The 25,687-nt window shown below is 71.0% G+C and carries 22 protein-coding genes; 12 read left to right on the top strand and 10 right to left on the bottom strand.

The genetic code is table 11. The features are described from left to right. Positions 1-158: 158 nt before the first annotated feature. A complete protein-coding gene (locus tag BKK79_RS31010) occupies positions 159-1,757 on the top strand; it encodes a TerC family protein (protein WP_071039758.1) in 1,599 nt (532 codons plus the stop codon). A gap of 75 nt (positions 1,758-1,832) precedes the next feature. Here the strand turns inward: BKK79_RS31010 and BKK79_RS31005 are convergent, their stop codons facing one another. Together BKK79_RS31005 and BKK79_RS31000 are read right to left on the bottom strand one after the other, a co-directional pair. After that, on the bottom strand, positions 1,833-2,702 hold the full coding sequence (locus tag BKK79_RS31005) for a 3-keto-5-aminohexanoate cleavage protein (protein ID WP_071039757.1): 870 nt from the start codon (positions 2,700-2,702) through the stop codon (positions 1,833-1,835). Continuing rightward, a complete protein-coding gene (locus BKK79_RS31000; protein WP_071020999.1) occupies positions 2,699-3,670 on the bottom strand; it encodes a 3-hydroxyacyl-CoA dehydrogenase family protein in 972 nt (323 codons plus the stop codon). The genes BKK79_RS31005 and BKK79_RS31000 overlap by 4 nt, the downstream gene beginning before the upstream one ends. A 176-nt stretch (positions 3,671-3,846) precedes the next feature. Here BKK79_RS31000 and BKK79_RS30995 point away from each other — a divergent pair, with 176 nt between their 5' ends. Then, the gene (locus BKK79_RS30995) at positions 3,847-4,779 is read left to right on the top strand and encodes a LysR family transcriptional regulator (RefSeq protein WP_071021000.1); all 933 of its coding nucleotides are present in this window, start codon (positions 3,847-3,849) and stop codon (positions 4,777-4,779) included. 46 nt (positions 4,780-4,825) lie between these two features. Here the strand turns inward: BKK79_RS30995 and BKK79_RS30990 are convergent, their stop codons facing one another. From BKK79_RS30990 to BKK79_RS30980, 3 genes are all read right to left on the bottom strand, one after another. Continuing rightward, a complete protein-coding gene (locus BKK79_RS30990) occupies positions 4,826-6,463 on the bottom strand; it encodes an EAL domain-containing protein (protein ID WP_157128560.1) in 1,638 nt (545 codons plus the stop codon). Positions 6,464-6,993: 530 nt separating this feature from the next. After that, on the bottom strand, positions 6,994-8,544 hold the full coding sequence (mctP, locus tag BKK79_RS30985) for a monocarboxylate uptake permease MctP (protein ID WP_071021005.1): 1,551 nt from the start codon (positions 8,542-8,544) through the stop codon (positions 6,994-6,996). After that, entirely contained in the window at positions 8,541-8,771 is a 231-nt protein-coding gene (locus tag BKK79_RS30980; RefSeq protein WP_071021008.1) for a DUF3311 domain-containing protein, read from the bottom strand. Before BKK79_RS30980 ends, mctP begins: the two co-directional genes overlap by 4 nt. A gap of 479 nt (positions 8,772-9,250) precedes the next feature. Here BKK79_RS30980 and BKK79_RS30975 point away from each other — a divergent pair, with 479 nt between their 5' ends. The 5 genes from BKK79_RS30975 (at position 9,251) to BKK79_RS30960 (ending at position 13,843) form a co-directional block, all read left to right on the top strand. Beyond that, positions 9,251-10,693, top strand: coding sequence for a cytochrome ubiquinol oxidase subunit I (locus BKK79_RS30975; RefSeq protein WP_071039755.1), 1,443 nt, complete (start codon positions 9,251-9,253; stop codon positions 10,691-10,693). Continuing rightward, positions 10,686-11,690 (top strand): cytochrome d ubiquinol oxidase subunit II, encoded by a 1,005-nt coding sequence (gene cydB, locus BKK79_RS30970; protein ID WP_071039754.1) that lies wholly within the window; start codon positions 10,686-10,688, stop codon positions 11,688-11,690. Before BKK79_RS30975 ends, cydB begins: the two co-directional genes overlap by 8 nt. A 23-nt stretch (positions 11,691-11,713) precedes the next feature. Further along, a complete protein-coding gene (locus BKK79_RS40715) occupies positions 11,714-11,869 on the top strand; it encodes a DUF2474 family protein (protein WP_156811507.1) in 156 nt (51 codons plus the stop codon). A 376-nt stretch (positions 11,870-12,245) separates the two neighbouring features. Continuing rightward, positions 12,246-12,689, top strand: coding sequence for a nuclear transport factor 2 family protein (locus BKK79_RS30965; protein ID WP_071039753.1), 444 nt, complete (start codon positions 12,246-12,248; stop codon positions 12,687-12,689). Positions 12,690-12,832: 143 nt separating this feature from the next. After that, positions 12,833-13,843, top strand: coding sequence for an NAD(P)H-dependent flavin oxidoreductase (locus BKK79_RS30960; RefSeq protein WP_071021020.1), 1,011 nt, complete (start codon positions 12,833-12,835; stop codon positions 13,841-13,843). Between the two features lie 187 nt (positions 13,844-14,030). On the opposite strand, the gene BKK79_RS30955 is transcribed toward BKK79_RS30960, so the two are convergent. The 4 genes from BKK79_RS30955 to BKK79_RS30940 form a co-directional block, all read right to left on the bottom strand. Beyond that, positions 14,031-14,588, bottom strand: coding sequence for a PadR family transcriptional regulator (locus BKK79_RS30955; protein ID WP_071022729.1), 558 nt, complete (start codon positions 14,586-14,588; stop codon positions 14,031-14,033). 525 nt (positions 14,589-15,113) lie between these two features. Next, complete coding sequence (gene leuD / locus BKK79_RS30950) at positions 15,114-15,752, bottom strand: 3-isopropylmalate dehydratase small subunit (RefSeq protein ID WP_071039752.1); 639 nt, start codon at positions 15,750-15,752, stop codon at positions 15,114-15,116. A gap of 9 nt (positions 15,753-15,761) precedes the next feature. Further along, positions 15,762-17,168 carry a 3-isopropylmalate dehydratase large subunit gene (locus BKK79_RS30945; protein WP_071039751.1) on the bottom strand — a complete coding sequence of 469 codons (1,407 nt, stop codon included), beginning with the start codon at positions 17,166-17,168 and terminating at the stop codon, positions 15,762-15,764. Between the two features lie 47 nt (positions 17,169-17,215). Further along, positions 17,216-18,109: an isocitrate lyase/PEP mutase family protein gene (locus BKK79_RS30940; RefSeq protein ID WP_071021029.1), complete on the bottom strand. Its 894-nt coding sequence runs from the start codon at positions 18,107-18,109 to the stop codon at positions 17,216-17,218. Between the two features lie 122 nt (positions 18,110-18,231). Here BKK79_RS30940 and BKK79_RS30935 point away from each other — a divergent pair, with 122 nt between their 5' ends. Then, complete coding sequence (locus BKK79_RS30935) at positions 18,232-19,221, top strand: tripartite tricarboxylate transporter substrate binding protein (protein WP_071039750.1); 990 nt, start codon at positions 18,232-18,234, stop codon at positions 19,219-19,221. 15 nt (positions 19,222-19,236) lie between these two features. Then, positions 19,237-19,992 carry a GntR family transcriptional regulator gene (locus BKK79_RS30930; protein WP_071039749.1) on the top strand — a complete coding sequence of 252 codons (756 nt, stop codon included), beginning with the start codon at positions 19,237-19,239 and terminating at the stop codon, positions 19,990-19,992. Positions 19,993-20,029: 37 nt separating this feature from the next. Here BKK79_RS30930 and BKK79_RS30925 read toward each other — a convergent pair whose 3' ends face one another. After that, complete coding sequence (locus tag BKK79_RS30925) at positions 20,030-20,659, bottom strand: superoxide dismutase (RefSeq protein ID WP_071039748.1); 630 nt, start codon at positions 20,657-20,659, stop codon at positions 20,030-20,032. Positions 20,660-21,070: 411 nt separating this feature from the next. Between BKK79_RS30925 and BKK79_RS30920 the strand changes: the two genes are divergently transcribed. The 3 genes from BKK79_RS30920 to BKK79_RS30910 all read left to right on the top strand — a co-directional run bounded on the left by BKK79_RS30920 (position 21,071) and on the right by BKK79_RS30910 (position 25,686). Continuing rightward, on the top strand, positions 21,071-21,457 hold the full coding sequence (locus tag BKK79_RS30920; protein ID WP_071039747.1) for a DUF2946 domain-containing protein: 387 nt from the start codon (positions 21,071-21,073) through the stop codon (positions 21,455-21,457). A gap of 90 nt (positions 21,458-21,547) precedes the next feature. Next, positions 21,548-24,007 carry a TonB-dependent receptor gene (locus BKK79_RS30915; RefSeq protein WP_071039746.1) on the top strand — a complete coding sequence of 820 codons (2,460 nt, stop codon included), beginning with the start codon at positions 21,548-21,550 and terminating at the stop codon, positions 24,005-24,007. A gap of 137 nt (positions 24,008-24,144) precedes the next feature. Beyond that, positions 24,145-25,686 carry a PepSY-associated TM helix domain-containing protein gene (locus BKK79_RS30910; protein ID WP_071039745.1) on the top strand — a complete coding sequence of 514 codons (1,542 nt, stop codon included), beginning with the start codon at positions 24,145-24,147 and terminating at the stop codon, positions 25,684-25,686. Position 25,687: the final 1 nt, after the last annotated feature.

Genomic DNA, 25,687 nt, shown 5'->3' with positions numbered 1-25,687 from the left:
CCCCGGCTCTGCCACCCCTCTCCTGCCCGCCGCCGTGCGCCGATGCATGGCCGGCGGCGACCTGCTTTCCGGTAAAGTAGCCGGACCGCCGGCGCCGGTGGCCTCTCATCGCCAACGGCCGCGCCGGCCCGCCCCCTCTCCCCAACCGGAACCCGACCATGGAATGGCTGACTGACCCGTCGATCTGGATCGGCCTGGCGACGCTGGTGGTGCTCGAGATCGTGCTCGGCATCGACAACCTGATCTTCATCGCCATCCTGGCCGACAAGCTGCCGCCGGCCCAGCGCGACAAGGCGCGCGTGCTGGGACTGTCGCTGGCGCTGCTGATGCGGCTGGCCCTGCTGTCCATCATCTCGTGGCTGATCACGCTGACCCGCCCGCTGTTCACGCTCGGACCGCTGTCACTGTCGGCGCGCGACCTGATCCTGCTGACAGGCGGCCTGTTCCTGCTGTTCAAGGCCACCATGGAACTGCACGAGCGCATGGAGGGTCTGCCGCACGCCGGCGGCAACAAGGGCGCGCACGCCGGCTTCTGGACCGTGGTGGCCCAGATCGTCATCCTCGACGCGGTGTTCTCGCTGGATTCGGTCATCACGGCGGTCGGCATGGTCAACCACCTGGGCGTGATGATGGCGGCGGTGGTGATCTCGATCGGCGTGATGCTGTTCGCTTCCAAGCCGCTGACGCGCTTCGTCAATGCCCACCAGACCGTGGTGGTGCTGTGCCTGAGCTTCCTGCTGATGATCGGCCTGAGCCTGGTATGCGAAGGCCTGGGCTTCCATATCCCGAAGGGCTACATCTACGCCGCCATCGGCTTCTCCGTCCTGATCGAGTTCTTCAACCAGGTGGCGCAGCGCAATGCCCTGCGCCATGAGGCCCGGCGCCCGCGGCGCGAGCGCACGGCCGACGCCGTGCTGCGCCTGCTGGGCGCGCGCCGCGCCGCCGACGACGGGCAGGACCAGGCGCCGTCGCCCGCCGCCGGCACCCCGGCCTTCGCGCCGCTGGAGCGCAATATGGTCAGCGGCGTGCTGAAGCTGGCCGAGCGCTCGGTGCGCTCGGTCATGACCAACCGCACCGAGCTGTCCTGGGTCGACCTGGACGAGCCGCCGCAGGCGCAGCGCGAGCGCCTGCTGGCCGCGCCGCACAGCCTCTTCCCGGTCTGCCGCGGCCAGCTCGACGAGATCGCCGGCGTCGGCCGCGCCAAGGACCTGATCCTCGACCTGACCGACCGGGGCGCGATCGATCCGGCCAGCCTGCGCCCGCCCATCATCGTGCCGGAATCGATCGGCATCCTGCGCCTGATGGACACCCTGCGCGCCTCACGCGGGCAGCTCGTGCTGGTCAGCGACGAGTATGGCGCCATCCTCGGCGTGGTCACGCCGGTGGACATCCTGGAAGCCATCGCGGGCGAGTTCCCCGACGAGGACGAAACCCCGGACATCGTGACGGCCGGCCCCGGCCACTGGCTGATGGACGGCGCGGCCGACCTGCACAGCGTGGAGCAAGCGCTCGACGCGAGCCTGGAACTGGCCGGGCCCGAGCGCCCCTACGCCACGCTCGGCGGGCTGCTGCTGGCGCATTTCGGCGCGCTGCCGCAGGTTGGCGCCGCGCTGGCACTGGCCGGCTTCCGCTTCACCGTGAGCGAGGTCTCCGAGCGGCGCATCGAGCGGGTCGAGGTACGCCGCATCGCCACCGGCGCGGCAGCGGCGGATCACGGCGACGCCCAGGCGACGGCGGCCACCGGCGGCAGTGCCTGAGCACTACCTGGGCGCTGCCTGCTGCCTCGGCACGACCTCCACGCTACCCGGATGCCGCTCCCGGCGGCCCCCGCCTCAGCGCACCGCGCCGTAGATGCGGCGCGCCGCGGCCGCGTCGGCCAGCGGCCGGCCCAGCGTGAGGCCACCCTGCACGGCCTGGGCCACCAGCGCCGCATTGCCCGGCGCCGTGCTGCCGTCGCGCAGCAGCAGGTTGTTCTCGAAGCCGACGCGGACGTGGCCGCCGAAGGCCGCCGCCGCCGTCACGCAGGCATTCTCTTCCCGCCCGAACGCGCACACCGCCCACGGCAGCGAGCCGTCGGCGAGGTCCAGGAAGGGCAGCAGGTCGTGCGGCGAGGACTGCTGGCCGGCCGCGTAGCGGCCGAGCACATAGAGTTCGGACCAGGCGCCCGGCGGCACCAGTCCGCGCGCGCGCAGCGACTGCCAGCGCGACACATCGGCCGCGTCGTACAGGATGATCTGCGTCAGGATGCGCTCGCGCGCCAGCCAGGCCAGGAAGGCCGCCAGCTCGCCCTCCGGGATCTCGGGCACGGCGATCTCGCGCAGGCCGATCGAGACCGCCTCGGGACGCAGTTCGCGCACCATGGCCATCTGCTCGGGAGCACGGTAGACGCCGGCGGCCTCGCTGGTCACCTGCACCAGCAGGGCCTCGCCCACCGCCTGGCGGACCGCGGCCAGCGCCGCGCGGTAGGCCTCGACGTCGAGGGAATGGCTGCCGTCGGGATGGCGCACATGCATATGCATCATGGCCGCGCCGGCATCGAGGCAGGCCTTGGCCTCGGCCGCCAGCGCCGCCGGCGTCAGCGGCACCGCCGGGTGGTCGGCGGCACGCTTGTAGGCGCCGTTGGGCGCCACCGTGACGATCAGCGGGGATTCTGCCAGCGCCGCGGGGCGGGCCGCGGCGGGGGCTTGCTCGGTCGGGTTCATGGTTCGATGGCGGGCAGTTCGGTGGCGATCAGGTCGAGGCCGGCGCGCAGCAGGCGGTCGTAGCGGGCACGCTCGGCGGCGATGGTTTCGGGCGTCCAGGCATAGAAGCCCTCGCCGCGCTTCATGCCGTGGCGGCCGTCGGCGGCCCGCTCGGCCAGGCAGCGCGCGGGCTCGGCGTCGTTGCAGAAGCTCGGGTACATGGTGGCGCCGGCGGCGGCGTGCACGTCGATGCCGGCGTGGTCGCGCTGCAGCACCGGGCCGGCCGCCAGGAAACGGAAGCCGAAGCCGAAGCGCACCGCCGCGTCCACGTCCCCGGGCGAAGCGATGCCGCGGTCGATCAGGCTGAAGGCCTCGCGCGACAACGCATGCTGCAGCCGGTTGGCGAGGAAGCCGGGCAGGTCCTGGCGCACCTTGACCGGCACCATGCCGCAGCGCCGCATGAAGGCGATCAGCGCGTCGGCGCCGTCCTCGCTGCTGCCTTCGCCCATCACCACCTCGACCAGCGGCACCAGGTGCGCCGGCATGAAGAAATGCAGGCCGAGCATGCGCGCGCGCGTGTCGAGGCCGGCGCCGATGGCGCTGATGGGGAAGCTGGAACTGTTGCTGGCCAGCACCGCATCGGGCCGCGCGCGGCGCACCAGTTCGGCAAAGAGGGCCTGCTTGAGGTCGAGCCGCTCGGGAATGCACTCGATGACGAGGTCGACCGTGCTCCAGTCGATCTGGTCCAGGTCCGCGGCCACCTGCAGCGCCGCGGCACCATCCTCGCGGCCGATCGCGGCCAGGTTTGCGGCGACGCGCGCCGGCAGCGCGGCGCCGCGCGCCGCGTCGGGTTCCACCACGGTGGTACGGCACAAGGCGCGCGTCAGCACCACGGCCACGTCGGCGCCCATGGTGCCGCCACCCACCACCACCGCGTGCGCGGCGCCGGGGCGGGCCAGCACGGCGGCGGCCGGATTCGGGTTCTGCATGAAGTCTCCTCGGGTAAGGGGCGCGGCGCCGGCCGGCAAGGCGGAGACGGCGGCGGCGACGCGATGACCGGCGCAGTGTAGAGAAGGCGCTTTGATAGAGGAAGTCGATTTTCTCTATAGAATGATCGACAAACCAGATCAATCGCCCGCACCCTGGGCCCTGTGAGCCCCCCGCCATGAAGATCAACCTGTCCATGCGCGACATCGAGACCGTCCTGGTGCTCGGCCGCACGCTCAACTTCCGCCAGGCCGCCGGCCAGCTCCACCTGTCGCAGTCGGCGCTGTCCACCCAGGTGCTGCGCATCGAGGAAACGCTGGGTGTGCGCCTGTTCGACCGCACCACGCGCACGGTGCGGCTGACCGCTGCCGGCAAGGTCTTCCTGCAACAGGCGGCGCTGCTGCAGTCGGCCTTCCGCGACGCCATCGACGCGGTCGGCGGCATCGCCAGCGCGGAGCGCGGGCAGGTGGCGGTGGCGGCGCTGCCTTCGCTGGCCGCGCGCATCCTGCCGCGCGTGCTGATGGCTTTCCGGCGCGAGCGCCCGGAGGTGGCGCTCAAGGTCTTCGACACGCTGTCGGGGCCGGCCTTCGACCTGGTGCGCGCCGGCGAGGTGGATTTCGCCCTGACGGCGGCCGATCCGCAGCAGGCCGACCTGCACTACGAGCCGCTGCTGTCGGACCGCTTCGTGCTGCTGATCCCGGCCGGGCACCCGCTGGCGCGCGCCGGCGGCCCGCTGCGCTGGAGCGACACGGCCAACGCGCCGCATGTCTCGATGACCCATCCGAGCAGCGTGCGCCAGTACGCCGAATGGGCCTTCCTGCAGAACCGCATCCGCTTCCAGCCGGTGTTCGAGGCCGAGCACCTGGCCACCATCGCCGCCATGGTCGAGTGCGGCTTCGGCGTGGCCGCGCTGCCGGAGATCGCGGCCGGCACGGTGCGCCAGCCGGGCATCGTCGAGCGGTTGCTGACCGGCCCGGTGGCGGAACGCTCGATCGGCCTGGTCACGCTGCGCCACCGCAGCCTGTCGCCGGCGGCGGCCGAACTGGCCGAGGCGGTACGCCGCCACCTGGCGGCGGCCGGCGAGGCGGCCGCCCCCGCCGGGGCCGGCTGACGCCGCCGGCCGGAGCACCGGGGCGACGCCCTGCCGCCCCGCTATTTCAGGCCAGCGGCGGGACCACCGCCGGCCCGGTCGCGTGTCCCGGCGGCGCCGCGCCACCGCTGGCCGCGGCCTGCGATTCCAGCCACGCGACCAGGGCGTCGGCCGGCATCGGCGGCGCGAACAGGAAGCCCTGTCCGAAGCCGACCCCTTCGGCGCGCAGGTAGGCGGCCTGCGACGCATCCTCGATGCCTTCCGCCACCAGGGCCACGCCCAGGCGCGCGGCCAGCGCGATGATCAGGTCGAGCACCGGCGCATTGACGGCGCCGGTGCCGATGGCCGAGACGAACAGGCGGTCGATCTTCAGGTAGTCGACCGGAAAACGCTCCAGGTAGGCCAGCGCGCTGTGGCCGGTGCCGAAATCGTCGATCGCCAGCCGCACCCCGGCGGCGCGCAGCCGTCGCATATGCTCCAGCACGGCCGGCGTACCGGGCAGCACCTGGCGTTCCGTCACCTCCAGGGTCAGCCGGGGCGCCTGCAGCGCCAGTGCCTGCGACAGGCGCGCGACGTCGTCCAGGATCTCGGGGCTCTCCAGGTGTTCCGACGTGATGTTGACACCGACGTGGAAATCCAGCGGCAGCCAGCGCCCGTGCAGGTCGCGCGCGACCAGCTCGAACAGGTGGCGCGTCAGCGGCACGGCCAGATGGTTGGTCTCGGCAACGGAGAAGAAGATATCGGGCCGGACCGCGCTCATGCCGGCCCGGTTCCAGCGCATCAGCGCCTCCACGCCGACGCAGCGGCCCGAGTCCAGCGCCACCACTGGCTGGTACTGCACGTGGAACTCGCCGCGCGCGATGCCGCGGCGGATCTCGGCGGCCATCGACAGCTGCCGCTTGAGCACGCGGCGCATCAGCAGGCCCAGGCCCAACGAGCACAGGACGATCACCGGCGCGTAGCTGTGCAGCAGCCGCGCGCTGCGCTCGGCCAGCAAGGACGCGCGCACGCCGACCTGGACCGCATAGGGAAAGCGCTGGGAATCGATCGTTGCCACATAGGCAAGGCGCCCCCTCGTGCCTGCCGCCTCTGCGCCGCCGGTGCCGCGCCGCAGCGCGCCGTCATGCCCGCGCGCCGTGACCGCCAGGCGGTAGCGTTCGGCCGGCGCCGCGGCGCCGAGGAAGTTGAGCAGGTAGCGGCCGTCGAGCGCGACCAGCACGCGGCGCCCGTCGGCCTGGCTGCGCACGACCAGCAGGGCAGGCTGCCCCGGCACGATGGGCGAATCCTGCACCACCAGCAAGGCATGGCCATCGCTCTCCGCCGGCAGCGCGTCGTGCAGCAGCGCATCCAGCGGTGCGCGCGGCATGGCGCCCTGGCCGGAGCAATAGTAGGGATGCGCGGGGGCGATCAGGACGGCGTGCAGGTGCGGCAGCAGGCCGCTGGTCTCGCGCAGCCTGGGCGCGGTCTCGGCGCACGGCCGCCCCGCCAGCGGCAGCAGGTGGTCCGACACGGCCATGGCCTGCGCCAGGATGGCGTCCGCTTGCCGGATCACCACCTGCGCGGCCTCGTCACTGCTCTCGTGCGCGAGCTGGTCCGCCTCCGCCCGGATCAGCAGCAGCGCGATGGCAACCGGCAGCAAGGCCGCCAGCAGCCCGAGCAAGGCGTGCAGGAGCAAGGTCCTGGCACGCAGGAATCGACTACCCAATGGATACTCCTGACCGCCACCTCGCGGCGCCGCCGGACACACCTTCCCGTCCCGGCATCCGGTCTCGCGCACGCTTGCGCGGGCGGGAGAGAATTCTTGACCCAGTTGTGCGGCGCAACTGCCACCGCTTCTGAGACGAGATAGTACCTGCCCTTGCCGTGCTTCGGCAAAGCCACCCGCCTGGTGCGCCGCCGGCGCGAAGCGTCACGGCAACCGCCTGCTGTCCCGAGCCTGGAATCCGTTCAGAAGGTAAGCCAGCCGGGCAAGAAGCGGGCGCGCGGCTTCCCGGCGGCCCGGGGCGACGCCTTGGCGACGCAGCGGACCACCTGGTGTCCTGATTCTTCAATTCGTGGAATCACTCAGTCTGCCGGGAAGTCGTGCGAGGCCAGGAGCGAAGCGCAGCAAGACTGGAGCCTTGCGGGCAGTCGTGACGACGCATTGCACGACTTGTGATGCAGAGCACGAGTTGTCAGGCGTCATGCGAAAGGCTCCGCCGCTCGGGTGCGCATTCTCTGACGCAATTGGTCTAGCTAGCCTTCCACCACGTCCAGGTAGTCCGAGGGCCGGGTCTGGTCGGCGGCGTCGGCCATGCCGAGCATGCGCAGCACGGCGCTGACCACGATCGACACGGCCAGGTTGACCAGCAGCGCCCACACCGCCGCGTAGCCCGGCACCGCCAGGCCGCCGAGATGGATCGGGAAGATCGAGCTGGCCAGCTTGAGGGAGGCCGCCATCCAGGTGCCGGCGGCGATGCCGGCAACCCAGCCGAGCAGCAGCCCGCGCGGATCGAGCAGCCGCGTGTAGAGTCCCAGCACCACCGCCGGCAGCGTCTGGATGATCCAGATGCCGCCCAGCAGCTGCAGCTGGATGGCGTAGGTCAGCGGCAGGCCCAGCACGAAGGCGACGGCCCCCAGCTTGACCACCAGCGACACCAGCTTGGCCACTGCCGTCTCCTCGCTGTGCGTCATGCCCGGGTTGATGAACTCCTTGTGGATGTTGCGCGTGTACAGGTTGGCCGCCGCGATCGACATGATCGCCGCCGGCACCAGCGCGCCGATGCCGATGGCGGCGAAGGCGAGCCCGACGAACCAGGGGGGGAAGAAATGCAGGAACAGCGCCGGCACGGCGAAATTGGCGCCGTAGGCCTTGAAGTACGGCGCGAACTCCGGCATGTCCTTGACACCCGCCGCCAGCGCCATGTAGCCGAGCAGGGCCAGCAGGCCGAGCACCAGCGAATAGGCCGGCAGCAGCGCCATATTGCGCCGGATGGTGTTGCCCGACGACGAGGAAAGGATGGCGGTGACCGAATGCGGGTAGAGGAACAGCGCCAGCGCCGAGCCCAGCGCCAGCGTGGCATAGGCGCTGTAGCCGTTCAGGCTGGTGGCGTCGGGAGCCTTGAGCAGCAGCTTGGCCGGCGGCACCGTGCCGAAGATATGGCCGAAGCCGCCGAGCTGCAGCGGGATCACCACGATGGCCACGGCGATGGTGATGTAGATCAGCAGGTCCTTGACCACGGCGATCATGGCGGGCGCGCGCAGGCCGGAGGTATAGGTGTAGGCGGCCAGGATGGCGAAGGCGATGACCAGCGGCAGATCGCCCACCAGTCCGGTGGTGTTGAAGCCGAGCCCGCCGATCACCACTTCGAGGCCGACCAGTTGCAGCGCGATGTAGGGCAGCGTGGCCACGATGCCGGTCACGGCCACCGCCAGCGCCAGCGCGCGGCTGTCGTAGCGCGCGCGCACGAAGTCGGACGCGGTCACGTAGCCGTGCCGCTTGGCCACGCTCCACAGCTTGGGGAACACCACGAAGGCGAAGGGATAGATCAGGATGGTGTAAGGCAGCGCGAAGAAGCCGGTCGCCCCCGCGCCGAACACCAGCGCCGGCACGGCGACGAAGGTGTAGGCCGTGTACAGGTCGCCGCCGAGCAGGAACCAGGTCACGATGGTGCCGAAGCGCCGCCCTCCCAGGCCCCATTCGTCGAGATGGTTGAGATCGCCCTTGCGCCAGTGCGCGGCAACGAAGCCCAGCACGGTCACCAGGGCGAAGAAGAAGACGAAGACCGTGGTGGCGACGGGGTTCATTGCGGCCCTCCTGCGCCATGCACGCCCCGGGTCTTGAAGTAGACCAGCGCGGTGATCACCGCGCTGAGCAGCACCCAGAGCAGCTGGTACCAGTAGAAGAAGGGGAAACCGAACAACGCCGGCTCGGCGGCGTTGTAGGAAGGCACCCACAGCATGGCGATCCAGGGCAGCACCAGCAGCCACAACCAGTGCCTGTTGCCCCGTCGCGGGGCGTCGCGATCCGTCATGGCTGTCTCCTGTCCCGTCACCTGTCCGGCGCGGGCGGCGCGGGCGACGCATCTGTCGCAATCCGTCCATCGCGAGTATAGGACCGCATATTGCAGGGTCAAGGCGGGGATGTCGCTGCACACGCAGTCGCCGCGCTACGGATGCAGAGGGCACGCCGGCGTGCAGCCGATGGCAGGCCGGGGGTGGCCCGTCCTGCCTGCGTGCGCACTGTGGCGCACTCCACCCCGTTCGGGCAGGACCCTTGCCGCCAGCGTGGACCGGGATTTCCCACCCCGCCAAACTGATACGCAAAAACTGTCCATTTCTGATGCTGTTATGCATTCGTGTTGCAGCGCACACTGACTGCATCGTCACCAGCCCGTGTCTTGCCATGTGTCTTGCCATGTATCCGTCCGCTGCCGAAGCGCCCGCGCGCGCCGCCGTCGCCACCCGTCCACCCTGCGCCGCCAGCCTGGCCGGCGCCCGGCGGGAGCGCTAGATGGAAGCCCTCTCCGCCGTCGCGCTGGCCCGCATCCAGTTCGCCTTCACCGTATCCTTCCACATCATCTTTCCCGCCCTCAGCATCGGCCTGGCCAGCTTCATCGCCGTGCTCGAAGGGCTGTGGCTGAAGACCGGCCGCCAGGTCTACCTCGACCTGTGCCGCTTCTGGTCGCGCGTCTTCGCCGTCGCCTTCGGCATGGGCGTGGTGTCCGGCGTGGTGATGAGCTACCAGTTCGGCACCAACTGGAGCGCCTTCTCGAATTTCGCCGGCAGCGTGACCGGCCCCCTGCTCGCCTACGAGGTGCTGACCGCCTTCTTCCTGGAGGCGGGCTTCCTCGGCATCATGCTGTTCGGCTGGGACAAGGTGGGCCGGCGCGCCCACTTCGGCGCCACCGTGATGGTCGCGCTCGGCACGCTGATCTCGATGTTCTGGATCCTGTCCTCCAACAGCTGGATGCAGACGCCCACCGGCTATGCCATCGTCGACGGCCGCGTGGTGCCGACCGACTGGTTCGCCATCGTCTTCAACCCGTCCTTCCCCTACCGCCTGGCGCACATGGCGCTGGCGGCCTTCCTCTGCACCGCGCTGCTGGTGGCGGGCACGGCCGCCTGGCACCTGCTGCGGCGGCGCCGCGACCCGGCCATCCGGACCAGCTTCGCCATGGCGCTCGGCATGCTGGCGGTGCTCGCCCCGCTGCAGGCGCTGGTGGGCGACGCGCACGGCCTCAATACCCTGCGCTACCAGCCGGCCAAGATCGCCGCCATCGAGGGCCTGTGGGAAACGGAGGCCGGCGGCACCGCGCTCAAGCTGTTCGGCATCCCGGACATGGCGGCCGAGACGACCCGCTACACGCTCTCGGTGCCTCACCTCGGCAGCCTGATCCTGACCCATAGCTGGGACGGCGAGATCCGCGGCCTGAAGGACTTCCCGCCGCAGGACCGCCCCGATGCGCGGGTCGTGTTCTGGTCCTTCCGCGTGATGGTGGGCCTGGGCCTGCTGATGATCCTGCTGGCCGCGCTGGCATTGCTGCTGCAGCGGCGCCGGCGGCTGTACGAGGCCGGCTGGTTCCACCGCTTCTGCGTGGCCATGAGTCCCGCCGGCTTCGTCGCGCTGCTGGCCGGCTGGATCACCACCGAGGCGGGCCGCCAGCCCTGGGTGGTGTACGGCCTGCTGCGCACCGCCGAAGCCGCCTCGCCGGTCAGCCGGCAGCAGGTCGGCGTCTCGCTGCTGATCTTCGTCGTGGTCTACCTGCTGGTGTTCGGCACCGGCATCCACTACCTGCTGAAGCTGCTGCGCAAGGGGCCCCATGCCGGCGAGCACTCGCCGCCCGGCATGCGCGAGACGCTCGGCACGCTCACCACCTATTCCGGCCGCCGTCCGCTCGCGGGCGCGGACGACCGCATCGATTCCACCCCTGCCGAGGAGGCCGGCCATGCTTGACCTGTCGCTGATCTGGGCCGCCATCATCGCCCTGGGCGTGTTCCTCTACGTGATGCTGGATGGCTTCGACCTCGGCATCGGCCTGCTCTTCCCCTTCTTCCCCGGTGAGCAGGACCGCGACGTGATGATGAACACGGTCGCCCCCGTCTGGGACGGTAACGAGACCTGGCTGGTGCTGGGCGGCGCGGGACTGTTCGCCGCCTTCCCGGTGGTCTACGGCGCGGTGCTGTCCGCCCTCTACCTGCCGCTGACGCTGATGCTGGTCGGCCTGATCTTCCGCGGCGTGGCCTTCGAGATCCGCGCCAAGGCCAGGCGCACGCGCCATCTGTGGGACCTGGCCTTCATCGCCGGCTCGGCCACCGCGACCTTCTTCCAGGGCGTGGCGCTGGGCGGCTATATCCAGGGCATCCCGGTGTCCGGGCGCGAGTTCGCCGGCGGCGGCTTCGACTGGCTGAGCCCCTTCAGCCTGTTCACCGGCCTCGGCCTGCTGGCGACCTATGCCACGCTGGGCTGCGGCTGGCTGCTGATCAAGACCGAAGGCGAACTGCAGCGCCGCATGTTCGCGCTGATGCGGCCGCTGACCGGCCTGCTGCTGGCGATGATCGCGGTGGTCAGCCTGTGGACGCCGCTGGTCGACCCGGCCATCGCGCAGCGCTGGTTCCGCCTGCCCAACCTGTTCTGGTTCCTGCCGGTGCCGGCGGCGGTGGCGCTGTGCGCCTGGCGCATCTGCGCCGCGGTGGCGCAGCGCCGCGAGCGCGCGCCCTATTTCCTCGCGCTGGCGATCACCGCGCTCGGCTACGCCGGCTTCCTGATCAGTATCTGGCCGCACATGATCCCGCCCTCGGTCACGCTGTGGCAGGCGGCGGCACCGGCCAGCAGCCAGGCCTTCGCCCTGGTCGGCGCGCTGCTCATCCTCCCCGTGATCCTCGCCTACACCGCGCTGGGCTACTGGGTGTTCCGCGGCAAGGTGCGCGCGGGCGACGCGGGCTACCACTGAAAACGGCTGCACGGAGCACCATCATGTCCTGTCAGGATTCGCCCGCCGCCGGCCCGGCGGCCGCCAGGCCCGGCCGGCTGCGCCAGGCGCTGTGGTTTGCCGGCCTGTGGCTGGCCGGCGTGCTGTCGCTGGGCCTGCTCGCCACGCTGATGCGCTGCGCGATGCGGTTCGTGCGCTGAGCGGCGCCAAGGCTCCCGGGCGGGGGGAAGGGGTCTTCCCCCCCCGCCGTCCAGGAGAAAGCCACCGCTGCCGCCCCTTCCCGCCTCTTCCCTGCCGCTTCCCTGTCTCTTCCCGCTCTTGCCAGCGCCATCTCCCGAACCCGAAAGGGCTATTTACGTCACCCACGAGCCCTGAGGGCGACGTCTCAGGCGGCCTCCCCTCCCGGATGACCTCGCGCGCCTGATCACGCGGCGACCATGCAGCGGTCATGCAACCAGTTGCATATCAAAAAGGCCGCTGCTATTCTTATGCAACGCGTTGCATATTCTCATCGCAAGACGCGACATCAAGGACACGGCGCGGCAAGCCGCCGCACCGCCGGAAATGGAGACCCGCATGCAAGCCAAACCCCTGTCGGACGCCGCGCAGCGCACCCTGGCCGCCTGGCACAAGATCCTCGAGCGCAATGCCATGGAAGAGCTCGATCCGCTGCTGTCCGACAAGATCGTGTTCCGCTCGCCGGTGGCGCACACCCCCTATCCCGGCCGCGCCGCCATCAAGCTGGTGCTGAAGACCGTCAACACGGTGTTCCAGGATTTCCGCTACCACCGCAGCTTCGTCAGCGAGGACGGCCGCAGCATCGTGCTGGAATTCAGCGCCAACGTCGCCGGCAAGGCCCTCAAGGGCATCGACATGCTGCGCCTCGACGAGGCGGGTCTCATCGAGGAATTCGAGGTCATGGTGCGGCCCATGAGCGGCCTGCAGGCGCTGGGCGCCGAAATGGGCGCCCGCCTCGCCCGGTACAAGGACCTGCTCGCCGGCGCCGCGCCCGCCGCATGATGCCGGGCAGGCGAGCGGGGGCGCCCGCGCTTGCCACCTGGCTTCCCCATCTGCTTCCGACTGCAGTTCGTTTTTGACCGCTGTTGATTGTTGACTTCTGCCGACCGTCGTCGACGGTCCGCCCAGCCTTACCGGAGAACCCGATGTCCCTGCCCGCCATCCTCGAAGGCCGCCTGTCGCTGCCCGTGGTCTGCTCGCCCCTGTTCATCATTTCCAATCCCGACCTGGTGATCGCCCAGTGCAAGGCCGGCGTGGTCGGCTCCTTCCCGGCGCTGAACGCGCGCCCGGCACCGGTGCTGGAAGAGTGGCTGGACCGCATCACCACCGAACTGGCCGAACACAACGCCAAGCATCCCGACCGCCCGGCCGCGCCCTTCGCGGTCAACCAGATCGTGCACAAGTCCAACGACCGGCTGGAACACGACCTGGAGGTCTGCGCCAGGTTCAAGGTGCCCATCACCATCACCTCGCTGGGGGCGCGCGAGGAGGTCAACCAGCAGGTGCACAGCTACGGCGGCATCGTGCTGCACGACGTCATCAACAACAAGTTCGCCAAGAAGGCGATCGAGAAAGGCGCGGACGGCCTGATCGCGGTGGCGGCCGGTGCCGGCGGACACGCCGGCGTGCAGTCGCCCTTCCCGCTGCTGCATGAGATCCGCGAGTGGTTCGACGGCCCGCTGCTGCTGTCGGGCGCCATCGGCAACGGCAACGCCATCCTGGCGGCGCAGGCGGCCGGCGCGGACCTGGCCTACATCGGCTCGGCCTTCATCGCCACCGAGGAAGCCAACGCGGCGCAGGGCTACAAGCAGATGATCGTCGACAGCGGCGCGGGCGATATCGTCTACTCCAACCTGTTCACCGGCGTGCACGGCAACTACCTGCGCCAGAGCATCGTCAACGCCGGCCTCGATCCCGACGACCTGCCGGTGTCGGATCCGTCGAAGATGAACTTCGGTTCGGGCGGCAACACCAAGGCCAAGGCCTGGCGCGATATCTGGGGCGCCGGCCAGGGCATCGGCGCGATCAAGCGCATCGTGCCGGCAGGAGAACTGGTGCAGCGTTTCAGCGAGGAGTACGAAGCCGCGCGGCATCGGCTGGGCCTGGCTGCCGGCACCACGCGCAGCACCGGCCGCACGGCCGCGGCGCAGGCCTGACGGCACGCCGCACACGCATGACCCGCCACGGCCGCGCCGTGGCGGCCGACAGGCCGCGCCGGACAGGCAGCGGCCTGTTTTCGTTTTCGCTTTCGTTGTGGCGCGCCCGCCAGCGCCCCGGGGCCTTGAATTCAGGGCACGAATCCACTGCGTCAGAGCACCACTGCATCAGAAAAAGCGCAGTGGACTAGGCGGCGCCGCCCTCCTGCGGCGCCGCCCGGCGCAGCAGCGGCAGCACCTCGTGCGCCCATTGCAGCCAGACCTGCTCGCCCAGGATGCCCGAGCGCAGCACGGCATGCTGCAGTCGCTGCGGCACGCTCAGGTCCGGCGCGGAGAAGTCGCGCTGTTCGATGGCCAGGTACAGCTCCAGCGTTGCGCGGTGCTCGGCGATCTGGCGCTCCATCTCCTGGTCCAGGCCGAGCGGGCCGATGGCCGCCTCGGCGCGCAGCTTGACCAGCAGCGCGCGCCGGCCTTCGCCCGGCGCGGCCGGCTCCAGCACCCAGCGCGCCAGTTCCGCGCGGCCGGCGGGCAGCACGTGATAGACCTTCTTGCGGCGGCCCGCGCCCTCTTCATCGTCCTCCGCCGCGACCCAGCCGGCTTCGGCCATGCGGCCGAGTTCGCGATAGATCTGCTGATGCGTGGCCTGCCAGAAATAGCCGATGGAGCGGTCGAAGCGACGGGCCAGGTCATAACCGGAGGACGGCTGTTCCAGCAGCGAGGTAAGGAGGGCATGTTGGACGGACATGCGCCGAAATATACCTGAGGCCTTGGTCCCTGGATATGCGCCGTGGCCGGGCGGCAGGCGGCCATCGATGCCATGCATTGCTGAATTCAGTATTTTTTATCTTCGTAACATTTCTTGTCATTTTTGGCGAACCCGATGCGAGCGCGTTCCCCACGCCACCAGCGACGCTGGTGCGCGCACGGGCATCCGCACGCCGGCGCTGCGCCTTACATTCTGAAACACAGGCCCGGTGCCGATGCCTTAGGCTTCACACACCATCGAACCTACCCCTCGATGGCAATCCTCCCGACTCGCGCCAGGCCAACCCGCCTGGCGCATTTTTTTTGCCGGCCGAGCGGGCCGAGCGGGCCGAGCGGGCCGAGCGGGCCGAGCGGGCCGAGCGAATGCCGCTGCCGCTTGCAGTGGATGGAGGGCGGTCCGCCATCCGGACCACCAGGTCAGCGGCGGCGGCAGCGGCGCGATCGCCTTCGGCATCGGCCTGCGCGAGAGCGGCGCCCGGCATCCGCCCGCCTGCGTCGCATCACCTCACCGCCCGCGCGCCTCGACGGCCCAGATCCACGGCCGCGCGGCGCGTGTCGCGGCCTGGTAGGCCTCGATCTGCGCCTCGCGCTTGAGCGTCAGCCCGATCGCGTCCAGCCCCTCCAGCAGCATGGCGCGCTCGCTGGCGGGCACCGCGAAGGTCCAGCCGCGCCCGTCGGCATGCCGCACCTGGCAGGCCCGCAGGTCCACCTCCAGCCACAGCGCGCCGCCCTCGGCCTCCTGCGCCAGCGCGCCGACCACATCGGCCGCCAGCACCACCGGCAGCACCCCGTTGCGGTAGCAGTTGTTCTGGAAGATGGCGCCGAACGAGGGTGCGATGACGCAGCGGAAGCCGAACTGGCGCACCGCCCATACCGCCGCCTCGCGCGAGGAGCCGCTGCCGAAGTTCTCGCCGCTCAGCAGGATGGTGGCCTGCCGGAACGGCGCGCGGTTGAGCACGAACTCCGGGCGCTCGCGGCGCTGCCCGTCGGCGCCGGTCTGGTAGCGCCACGGCGACAACAGCTTGTCGCCGTAACCATCGGCCCCGGGCGAGGTGATCTCGCGCGAGGGGATGATCAGGTCGGTATCGATATTGGCGCGCAGCAGCGGCGCGGCCAGCCCGCGCAGTGTGACGAAAGGTTCCATGATGTCTCCTCAGGACAGCAGCGGACGCGGGTCGGCGATGCAGCCGGCGAGGGCCGACGCCGCCACCGTGGCGGGGCTGGCCAGGTGCGAGCGCACGCCGGGCCCCTGGCGGCCCTCGAAATTGCGGTTGGTGCTGGTGATCACGCGCCGCCCCGGCCGGTCCGGCTGGTCGAAGTGGTCGCCGCCGGCGAAGAAGCACAGTGAACAGCCGCTCTCGCGCCATTCGAAACCGGCCGCGCGGAAGACGTGGTCCAGCCCTTCGGCCTCGGCCGCGCGCTTGACCCCGCTGGAGCCCGGCACCACGATGGCCTTGACCCCCGGCGCGACGCGGCGGCCGCGCACGACGGCAGCGGCCGCGCGCAGGTCGGGCAGGCGGCTGTTGGTACAGGAGCCGATGAAGGCCGCGTCGATCGGGATGCCCTGCAGCGGCCGGCCCGGCTGCACGGCCATGTAGTCCAGCGCGCGCCGCGCGTCGGCGTCGGCCGGCTGCGGCACCGCCGCGTCGATGGCGCCGGCCTGGCCGGGATTGGTCCCCCAGCTGACCTGCGGCGCCAGCCCTGCGCAGTCGAGTTCGAGGACGCGGTCCCAGTGCGCGCCCTCGTCCGAGCGCAGCGCCTCCCAGTCCGCCACGGCCGCCTCCCAGTCCGCGCCGGCCGGCGCGTAGGGGCGCCCGGCCAGCCATTCGACGGTGCGCGCATCGGGCGCCACCAGCCCGGTCCAGGCGCCGAATTCGACCGCCATATTGCACAGCGTCAGCCGGCCCTCCACCTCCAGCGCGCGCACGGCCTCGCCGTCGAACTCGATGGCGTGGCCGTCGCCGCCGCGCACGCCGAAGCGGGCGATCAGCGCCAGCACCATGTCCTTGGCCGAGACGCCGGGCCCGGGGCGGCCATGCAGGGTCACGCGCAGCGTGCGCGGACGGGCGCGCACCAGGCACTGGGTGGCCACCGCATGCTCGCCCTCGGTCGTGCCGATGCCCCAGGCCAGCGCGCCGATGCCGCCGACGGTGCAGGTATGGCTGTCGCAGCAGACCAGCGTGGTGCCGGGCAGCGCGATGCCCAGCTCGGGCGAGATCACGTGGGCGATGCCCTGCTGCGGATCGCCCAGGTCGAACAGCCGGATGCCGGCGCCGCGCGCCTCGGCGCGCAGCCCTTCGATGAAGGCCCGGCCGCCGGGCACCAGCGTGTCGTCGTCGCGCCCGGGCTGGGTGTCGATGATATGGTCCATGGTGCCGAACACCAGGCCGGGCCGGGCCACGGCGCGGCCCGCCTCGCGCAGCGCCGCCAGCACGCGCGGGCCGGCGCGGTCGTGCAGCAGGATGCGGTCGACGTGCAGCAGCGCCTGCTCGTGTTCGAGCTCGGCCACCACGTGCTGCTCCCAGATCTTCTCGATGATGTTGCGGGGTCTTGCCTGCATGGGATTCCTCCTCGGCGGGTGCCGGTCAGCCAGCGCGCGCGGCGCCTTCATTGCACCGCGGCCGGCGCCGCCAGCGCGGACAGGTAGCGCTGCTCCAGCGCGAACACCTCGGCGAAGCCGACCAGGTCGAGCTGCGCGCGGAAATCCGCCAGCCGCGCTCCGGGGCCGCCGGCATAGCCGTTGGCGCGCACCGCCGCCAGGGCATCGCGCATGCCCTGGATCGCGGCCAGCATCAGCGTGCCCGGCAGGCTCACGCGCGCGATGCCCATCGCCTCCATCTCGGCAAAAGTGAAGGCCTCGGGCGATTTGCCGCCCTCCACCACATTGATCGCCACCGGGCCGCGGATGCCGGCCACCGCCTCGCGCGCCAGCGCCTTGGACGTCATGCCGTCGATAAAGACCATGGTGGCGCCCGCCTCCAGGTAGGCATTGCCGCGCCGGATCACTTCGCCGATGCCGCCCACGGCAAGCGCGTCGGTGCGCGCATTGATGACGAAATCGGCATCGGTGCGCGCCTCGGCGCAGGCGCGGATCTTCTGCACGGCCTCGTCGAGCGGGATCAGCGACTTGCCCTCCAGGTGGCCGCAGCGCTTGGGCATGAGCTGGTCTTCGATGTTGACGCCGGCACAGCCGATGCGCTCGAAGGCGCGCACCGCGTACCAGGCGTTGACCGCATTGCCGAAGCCGGTATCGCCGTCGGCCATGACCGGCAGCTCGACCGCATCGACGATGCGGCGGGTGGCCTCGACCATGTCCGAGAAGGCCAGGAAGCTGTAATCCGGCAGGCCCAGCCGGCTCACCGAAATACCGAAGCCGGAACACTGCACGGCCGCGAAGCCGGCCTCCTGGACGATGCGCGCCGAGAGCGCATCGAATGCACCCGGCATCACGAGCAGCTCCGGGGCATGGATGAGTTGGGACAACCTGGTGGTCTTTCGCATTTCCGTCTCCTGATCGAACTGCGAACAGTATGCATACATGATTGGGAATTTACAATTGAATAATTCGTGTTTCATGCCAGTTTAAGGCTATCATGCATGCATACAGACAAAGGAGACCTGTGATGCATCCGTTTGGAAAAGCCCGCCGCGCCACCCGTTGCCTGCTGCTCGGCATGGCCGCCGCATTCACCTTCGGCCCCTGCGCATATGCCGAAACCTGGCCCGCGCGGCCGCTCACGCTGGTGGTGCCCTTTCCCGCGGGCGGCACCACCGACACCATCGCCCGCCTGCTCTCGAACAATCTGTCGCGCCAGCTGGGCCAGTCGGTGATCGTGGAAAACAAGAGCGGCGCCGGCGGCACGCTCGGCGCGGCGCAGGTGCTGCGCGCGCCGGCCGACGGCTACACCCTGCTGCTGGGCACGCCGGCCGACCAGATCAATGCCCCGCTGATGCTGTCGCGCCCGCCCTATGACGCGGCGCGCGACTTCAGCCCGGTCGGCTGCGTCAGCCGCGGGCCCAATGTGCTGGTGGTCAACCCGTTGCTGCCCGCGCACAACGTGGCCGAGCTGCTGCGCCTGGCGCGCGCGCGGCCGGCGCAGATCAACTTCGCCAGCGCGGGCAACGGCAATACCTCCCACCTGTCGGGCGAGCTGTTCGCGCAGACGGCCGGGATCGCGCTGACGCACATTCCCTATCGCGGCAACGCGCCGGCCATCGCGGACACCATCGGCGGCCAGGTGCAGATGATGTTTTCCAACCCGGCCACGGTGCTGCCGCACATCCGCAGCGGCGCGCTGCGCGCGCTGGCGGTGACCTCGCGCACGCGCGTCGCGGCCCTGCCGGACGTGCCCACCCTGGCGGAGTCCGGCGTGCCGGTGGAGATCTACAGCTGGACCTGCCTGTTCACGCGCGCGGGCACCGCGCCGGACCTCGCCGCGCGGCTGCGCGCGGCGCTGGCCAAGGCGCTCGACGACCCGCGCCTGGCGCAGGCCATCGCCGCCAGCGGCGCCGAGACCTTCTCGCCCCCGCCCGCGCAGACGGCGCGCTTCCTTGCGGACGAGCGGACTTTATGGGGTAATCTCATCCGCAGCCGCCACATCCACGCTGACTGAACCCTGTAACGAGCCATGGCATCCCCCGAGTCTTCCCGCACGCGCGCGCTCTCCGTCGCCGACGTGCTGCGCAACCGCATCTTCGACGGCGAGATCCCGCCGGGCTCCCACCTGATGGAGGTCACGCTGGCGCAGGAGCTGGGGGTGTCGCGCACGCCGGTACGCGATGCGCTGGCACGGCTGGCCGACGAAGGACTGCTGACCTACCAGCCCAACCGGGGCTTCCTGGTGCGCCGCTTCCAGCCCAAGGACGTGCGCGATGCCTTCACGGTGCGGGCCGCGCTGGAAAGCCTGGGCTGCCGCCTGATCGGCGAACGCGGCCTGCTGCACCCCGAGCAGGAAAGGCTGGCCGCGCAGCTCGAGGCGCAGCGGCAGGTGCTGCACGAGCAGGAGTGGGACGCACAGCAGGCGCTGCGCTGGCAAGACATGAACCTGGACTTCCACTACACCCTGCTGGAGCTGGCCGACAACGACTGGCTCACCGACGCGGTGCGGCGCGCGCGCCAGTTGCCGATCATCTTCGACAGCAAGTCGCGCCCGCACGACCAGGCTGCGCTGGCGCTGCTCTACCAGCGCGACCACAGCCGCCAGGCGCTCGCCGAGCACTACCGCATCGTCGACGCGCTGGCGCAGCGCGAAGTCGGGCGCGCCGAGGCGCTGATGCGCGAGCACATCCTGACCAACCGCGACGTGCTGGTGCGCGCGCTCGGCGCGGGGCCGTCCGATGCCGCGGGCCTCGCCGTGCGCGCCGGACACGCCGTATTCGGCTGAGACGCGGCGGCATCGGCGGCATCGGCGGTGACCGCCGTCACACGTGCGCGTTCTGCGCGGCGAAGTCCCAATTGAGCAGCTTGTCGATCACGGCCTCGACGTAGTCCGCGCGGCGGTTCTGGTAGTCGAGGTAGTAGGCGTGCTCCCACACGTCGATGGTCAGCAAGGGCTGCATGCCCTTGGTGAGCGGCAGGTCGGCGTTCGTGGTCTTGACCACGCGCAGCTTGCCGCCGTCCATCACCAGCCAGGCCCAGCCGCTGCCGAACTGGCCGGTGGCGGCGGCGGCGAGCGACTTCCTGCAGGCATCGACCGAGCCGAAGGCGGCTTCGATGTGCGGCCGCAGCGCCGCCGGCGGGGTGCCGCCGCCGCCCGGGCGCAGGCTGTGCCAGTAGAAGGCATGGTTCCAGGCCTGGGCCGCGTTGTTGAAGAGCGCCACCGCATCGGCGCGCTCGGCGCTCGCCGCGATGATCTTTTCCAGCGGCAGGCCGGCCAGTTCGGTGCCCGCCGCCAGCCGGTTCAGGTTGTCGATATAGGCGCGGTGATGCTTGCCGTAGTGGTAGCCCATGGTGCTGGCCGAGATCACCGGTTCCAGCGCATTCTCGGCATAGGGAAGCGGCGGCAGGACGAAGGCGGGCGCCGGCTGGGCGGCGCGCGCGCGCGCAGGCATGCCACCGAGCGCCAGCCAGAGGGCCGCGCCGGCCGCCGTCCCGAGGAATGCCCGTCGACCGGGAGCTTGCTGGAGTGCCATAGGACCTCCTGATGGGAGAACGCGGAGGCGGGCGCGCCCACGGCGTGCCGGACGGGTTCGGGGAAAGCCGCCGGCGCGGGGCGGCACGGCCCCGGGGCAAGGCGCGCGGCATGCGTCCTCGCAGGAACCTCCCATGCCTCGCTCTTCATCATAGTGGTGCCGGCCGCGCAGGCAGCGCTTGAGCGGGCCTGGCCGCGCTTGGCCGCGCCGTGCGGCGCCGGCGCCACCACCAGGCAGTTCCGGCCGCTGCGCGCGTCAAAATGCCGCACCCCCGCGCATCCGGCCGCTCGGGCACGTCGGTTAGACTGCAACGCTACCCCGCACCCCACCATGACTTCCCAGCAACGCAACCACCGCACCGCTTGGCTTGGCCTGCTCGCCATGTGCCTGCTCGTGCTCGCGCCGCTGGTCAGCCAGTGGGTGGCCGCCCGCCATGCCGCGGACCCGTCCGGCTTCATCTGTTCGGCCGCCCAGCCGGAAGCGGATGGCAGCGGCCAGCACGCGCCGCTGTCGGCCTGCGGCTATTGCGACCTGCTCGCGGGCCATGCCGCGGCGCCGCCGCTGCCGGCCGTGCTGCCGGTGCTGGCGCTGGTGCTGCTGTTTGCCGCGGTCATGCTGCCGCCGCTCGCCCCGGTGCCGCTCGGCGCCTTCCCTTCGGGCCGCCCCAGGGGTCCGCCCGCCTCGCCTCGTTCCGTCCCCTTCTCCCTTTCCTGTTGAACTGCCGCTGCGCGCACGCCGTTGCCGCCGCGGCCGGACGTTGACCGACGGGCGCCGCGCGGCGGGCCTGTCCACGAGGCACTTCTTCCGATGCGAACGATGTTGAACAAGGGCGCGGCCGCCCTGCGCGAGGCCGCACCCGCCTTCGCTCCCACCCTGCTCACCCTGGCCCTGATGGGCATCGGCGGCGTCGCCCATGCCGCCGGCGGCGCCAACGAGATAAGCGAGGCAAACAAGGCAAACGAGACCGGCACCGATGGCAGCCGGGCCGCCGCGCCCGGCCAGGATGGCCAGGACGCGCCGAGCCTGCCGGCCGTCTCGGTGACGCAGACCCGCAGCTTCGCCGAGAAGCAGCTGCTGCCGCAGACCACCGCCGGCATCACGCGCGAGGAGGCCACCGCCACCATCAACGTGATGAACGCCGAGGACACGCTCAAGTACCTGCCCGACGTGCTGGTGCGCAAGCGCTACATCGGCGACACGCAGGCGCCGATGGCGACCCGCACCACCGGCGTCAACGCCAGCGCGCGCAGCCTGATCTACGCCGACGACGTGCTGCTGTCGACCCTGGTCAACAACAACAACGGCAACGGCTCGCCGCAGTGGTTCATGGTGGCGCCGCAGCAGATCGAGCGCGTCGACGTGATGTACGGCCCCTTCGCGGCCCAGTACCCGGGCAACTCCTACGGCGCGGTGGCGCAGATCACCACGCGCATGCCGCAGAAGTTCGAGGGCAGCATCGAGATGAATGCCGCCATCCAGCGCTTCAAGCTGTACGGCACCAGCGACACCGAGCCGTCGCAGCAATATGCCGTCACGCTGGGCGACCGCGTCGGCAAGCTGTCCTGGTGGTTCAACGCCGGCCACCTCAACAGCTTCAGCCAGCCCATCACCTTCGGCACGCTCAGCCAGTCGACCACCGTCGCCGGGCCCGGCCTGCCGGTCATCGGCGGTGCCTTCGCCGACCGCAACCGCAGCGGCGGCGCGATCCAGGTGATCGGCGCCGGCAACTTCGTGCACACGCTGCAGGACAACGCCGCGCTCAAGCTGGCCTATGACTTCACCCCCGCGCTGCGCGCCACCTATGCGCTCGGCTACTGGCAGAACAGCGCCAAGGCCGGCGCGCAGAGCTACCTCAGCACGGCCGCCGGCACCCCCTACTACGGCGCCGCGAGCGGCAACGTCAACATCGGCGGCTACAGCTACAGCGCCGGCACCATCGCCGGCCAGTTCTCCAGCAGCCATGTCGAGCAGCAGCACCTGATGCAGAGCCTGAAGGTGGAGACGCATACCCAGGGCGTGTTCGACTGGGAAGCGGTGCTCAGCAACTTCTACTACCTGCAGGACCAGAACCGCCAGTCGACCGGCCTCTACCCGGCCGCCATCGGCGGCGGCGCCGGCCGCATCACCGACATGGGCGGCACCGGCTGGACCACGCTCGACCTCAAGGGCACCTGGCGCCCGCAGGGCGTGGCCGGCGCGCACATCGCCAGCTTCGGCGCCCACTTCGACCAGTACAAGCTGAACAGCCCCACCTACAACACCGGCGACTGGCTCTCGGGCGGCGCGGGCGCGCTGTACAGCAACTCGCTGGGCAAGACCCGGACCACCGCGCTGTGGCTGCAGGACGTGTGGCGCTTCGCCCCGCGCCTGCAGGCCACGCTGGGCGGCCGCTACGAGACCTGGCGCGCCTACGACGGCTACAACTACAACCTCGGCAGCAACGGCGCCGGCGTGGCGATCCACCAGCCGGGCATCGACAAGTCCGGCTTCTCGCCCAAGGCCTCGCTGACCTGGGATGCCACCCCGATGTGGTCGCTGACCGGCTCCTTCGGCAAGGCGCTGCGCTTCCCCACCGTGGGCGAGCTGTACCAGAGCGTGCAGACGGGTGCCACCTACCTGCAGGCCAACCCCTACCTGGAGCCGGAGAGCGTTCTCGCGGGCGAGCTGGCGCTGGAGCGCCACACCGATAGCGGCAAGCTGCGCCTGTCGTTGTTCAACGAGTACGTGAGCAACGCGCTGATCTCGCAGACCTCCACCATCCCGGGCTTCGCCACGCCGGTCTCGTTCACCCAGAACGTGGGCAAGACGCGCCAGCTCGGCGTCGAACTGGCGGGCCAGCAGGACAATGTGGGCATCCGCGGCCTGACGCTGTCGGGCAACGTCACCTACGTCGACGCGACCATCCTGTCCGACCCTGGCTACGTGGCCACCACGCCGGGCGCCAGCGCGGTCGGCAAGCGCGTGCCCTACGTGCCGGCCTGGCGCGGCACGCTGGCCGCCACCTACCGGCCGGACAACCGCTGGGCCTATACGCTGGCCGCGCGCTACAGCGGCCGCGTCTACGCCACCGTCGACAACACCGACATCAATCCGGCCACCTACCAGGGTTTCCAGGGCTTCTTCGTGATGGATGCGCGCGTGAACTGCCAGATCGACCAGCACTGGAGCGCGTCGCTGGGCGTGGACAACCTCAACAACCGCAAGTATTTCCTCTACCACCCCTTCCCGCAGCGCACCTTCTACCTGGGCCTGAAGTACACCATCTGAGGTACACCATCCGAGCCCGCTCGGCCCGGGCCGGCGCGCCCCGTCCGCCGTGCCCCCCCCCGCGCGCGGGGCGGGCGCTTCCGGGCGCTTCCGGGCGCGCCCCGGCACCTGTCCCGCTCATGCAGGAACGACCCACCATGGCACCACAACCCTCCCCGTCCCGCCCCGCCACGCCGCCGGGCCCGCCATCCGCGGCGTCCTACCGCATGCTGTGGCGCTGGCACTTCTATGCCGGCCTGTTCGTCATGCCCTGGCTGATCGTGCTGGCGGTCACCGGCACCCTGTACTGCTTCCAGCCGCAGATCGAGCCGCTGCTCTATCCGGAGCTGCTGCGCGTCGCCCCCGGGCCGGCGCGGCTGCCGGCGCAAGCGCTGCTGGAGCGCGCGCGCGCCGCCGCGCCGGCGGGCGCCACCGCCACCACCTACACGGTCAACACCGCGCCGGCGGCCAGCGCCGAGTTCGTCTTCCGCCTCGCCTCGGGCAAGAGCGAGAGCCTCTACCTGGATCCGTACACGGGTGACTACCTCGGCAGCCTGAGCGTGGAAGACCGCCTGATGAAGCAGGTGCGCCGGCTGCATCGCGCGCTGATGCTGGGCAAGCCGGGCGAACTGCTGATGGAGCTGGCGGCCTGCTGGACGCTGGTGATGATCGCCACCGGCCTGGCCATGTGGTGGCCGCACTGGCGCGAGCGCGGCGCCGCCGCCCTGCGCCTCGGCCGCGGCAGCGGCGCGCGCGGACGCTGGAAGGCACTGCACCGCTTCCTGGGCGCCTGGCTGGCGCTGGGCGCGCTCGTCTTCGTGCTCTCCGGCCTGCCCTGGACCGCCTCCTGGGGACGCCAGTTCAAGGCGCTCGCCACCGCCGCCGACCTCGGTGCCCCGCGCAAGGGCGCCCCGCCGCGCTCGCTGCCGCCCGGCGGCATGGCGGCGGCGCCCGGGGAGGCCGCCGCCATGCCGGGCCACGAAGGCCATGCGGAACGTGCGGAACGTGCGGAACACGAGGGACATGGCGGCCATGGCGACCATCAAGCCGCGGCGGCCGCCCCGGCAGCCACCATGGAGTCGCTGCCACTGGCCGACGTGCCCTGGGCGGCCGGCCTGGCGCCCGTGCCATCGGGCCAGGCGCCGCGGGTACCGTCGCCCCCCGCCGACCTCGACCGCGTCGTCGCAGCGATCGCCGCGCGCGGCATCGCCGGCGGCTACCAGCTTGTACTGCCGAATTCGCCGAGCGGCGTCTTCACCGCCTCCGTCTATCCCGCCGACCCCAGCGGCGAGCGCACCCTGCATCTCGACCAGTACGGCGGCCAGGTCCTGCGCGACACCGGCTACCGGGACTACGGCCCGGTGGCCAAGGCCATCTCCTACGGCACCTCGTTGCACATGGGCCGCTACTTCGGGCTGGCCAACCAGATCCTGTGCGCGGCCATCTCGCTGGGCCTGATGGCGCTCGCCGTGAGCGGCCTGCTGATGTGGCTCAAGCGCCGGCGCGCCGGCACGCTGGGCGCGCCCGCGCTGCCGCGCGCGGTACCGCCGATGCGCGCCTGGGCCGTGGGCCTGGGCCTGCTGGGACTGGTGTTCCCGCTGATGGGCGCGACCCTGGTCGCGGTGTGGGGGCTCGACCGCCTGGTGATCGCCCGGGCCGGCAGGCAGCACGGGCCTGCGGGCACCCTGCGCGCGGACTGAG

This window comes from Cupriavidus sp. USMAA2-4 (assembly GCF_001854305.1).
Classification (GTDB): domain Bacteria; phylum Pseudomonadota; class Gammaproteobacteria; order Burkholderiales; family Burkholderiaceae; genus Cupriavidus; species Cupriavidus malaysiensis.
This window is presented reverse-complemented; position numbering and strand designations above follow the sequence as displayed.

What these genes read in the sequence shown, in the direction of transcription:
- BKK79_RS30975 (WP_071039755.1), top strand. Translation starts at nt 9,251, where the DNA reads ATGGAAGCCCTCTCCGCCGTCGCGCTGGCCCGCATCCAGTTCGCCTTC.
- BKK79_RS30980 (WP_071021008.1), bottom strand. Translation starts at nt 8,771, where the DNA reads ATGACGGATCGCGACGCCCCGCGACGGGGCAACAGGCACTGGTTGTGG.
- BKK79_RS30930 (WP_071039749.1), top strand. Translation starts at nt 19,237, where the DNA reads ATGGCATCCCCCGAGTCTTCCCGCACGCGCGCGCTCTCCGTCGCCGAC.
- BKK79_RS31000 (WP_071020999.1), bottom strand. Translation starts at nt 3,670, where the DNA reads ATGCAGAACCCGAATCCGGCCGCCGCCGTGCTGGCCCGCCCCGGCGCC.
- cydB (WP_071039754.1), top strand. Translation starts at nt 10,686, where the DNA reads ATGCTTGACCTGTCGCTGATCTGGGCCGCCATCATCGCCCTGGGCGTG.
- BKK79_RS30955 (WP_071022729.1), bottom strand. Translation starts at nt 14,588, where the DNA reads ATGTCCGTCCAACATGCCCTCCTTACCTCGCTGCTGGAACAGCCGTCC.
- leuD (WP_071039752.1), bottom strand. Translation starts at nt 15,752, where the DNA reads ATGGAACCTTTCGTCACACTGCGCGGGCTGGCCGCGCCGCTGCTGCGC.
- BKK79_RS30910 (WP_071039745.1), top strand. Translation starts at nt 24,145, where the DNA reads ATGGCACCACAACCCTCCCCGTCCCGCCCCGCCACGCCGCCGGGCCCG.
- mctP (WP_071021005.1), bottom strand. Translation starts at nt 8,544, where the DNA reads ATGAACCCCGTCGCCACCACGGTCTTCGTCTTCTTCTTCGCCCTGGTG.
- BKK79_RS30920 (WP_071039747.1), top strand. Translation starts at nt 21,071, where the DNA reads ATGACTTCCCAGCAACGCAACCACCGCACCGCTTGGCTTGGCCTGCTC.
- BKK79_RS30960 (WP_071021020.1), top strand. Translation starts at nt 12,833, where the DNA reads ATGTCCCTGCCCGCCATCCTCGAAGGCCGCCTGTCGCTGCCCGTGGTC.
- BKK79_RS30915 (WP_071039746.1), top strand. Translation starts at nt 21,548, where the DNA reads ATGCGAACGATGTTGAACAAGGGCGCGGCCGCCCTGCGCGAGGCCGCA.
- BKK79_RS40715 (WP_156811507.1), top strand. Translation starts at nt 11,714, where the DNA reads ATGTCCTGTCAGGATTCGCCCGCCGCCGGCCCGGCGGCCGCCAGGCCC.
- BKK79_RS30945 (WP_071039751.1), bottom strand. Translation starts at nt 17,168, where the DNA reads ATGCAGGCAAGACCCCGCAACATCATCGAGAAGATCTGGGAGCAGCAC.
- BKK79_RS31010 (WP_071039758.1), top strand. Translation starts at nt 159, where the DNA reads ATGGAATGGCTGACTGACCCGTCGATCTGGATCGGCCTGGCGACGCTG.
- BKK79_RS30995 (WP_071021000.1), top strand. Translation starts at nt 3,847, where the DNA reads ATGAAGATCAACCTGTCCATGCGCGACATCGAGACCGTCCTGGTGCTC.
- BKK79_RS30965 (WP_071039753.1), top strand. Translation starts at nt 12,246, where the DNA reads ATGCAAGCCAAACCCCTGTCGGACGCCGCGCAGCGCACCCTGGCCGCC.
- BKK79_RS31005 (WP_071039757.1), bottom strand. Translation starts at nt 2,702, where the DNA reads ATGAACCCGACCGAGCAAGCCCCCGCCGCGGCCCGCCCCGCGGCGCTG.
- BKK79_RS30935 (WP_071039750.1), top strand. Translation starts at nt 18,232, where the DNA reads ATGCATCCGTTTGGAAAAGCCCGCCGCGCCACCCGTTGCCTGCTGCTC.
- BKK79_RS30925 (WP_071039748.1), bottom strand. Translation starts at nt 20,659, where the DNA reads ATGCCTGCGCGCGCGCGCGCCGCCCAGCCGGCGCCCGCCTTCGTCCTG.
- BKK79_RS30940 (WP_071021029.1), bottom strand. Translation starts at nt 18,109, where the DNA reads ATGCGAAAGACCACCAGGTTGTCCCAACTCATCCATGCCCCGGAGCTG.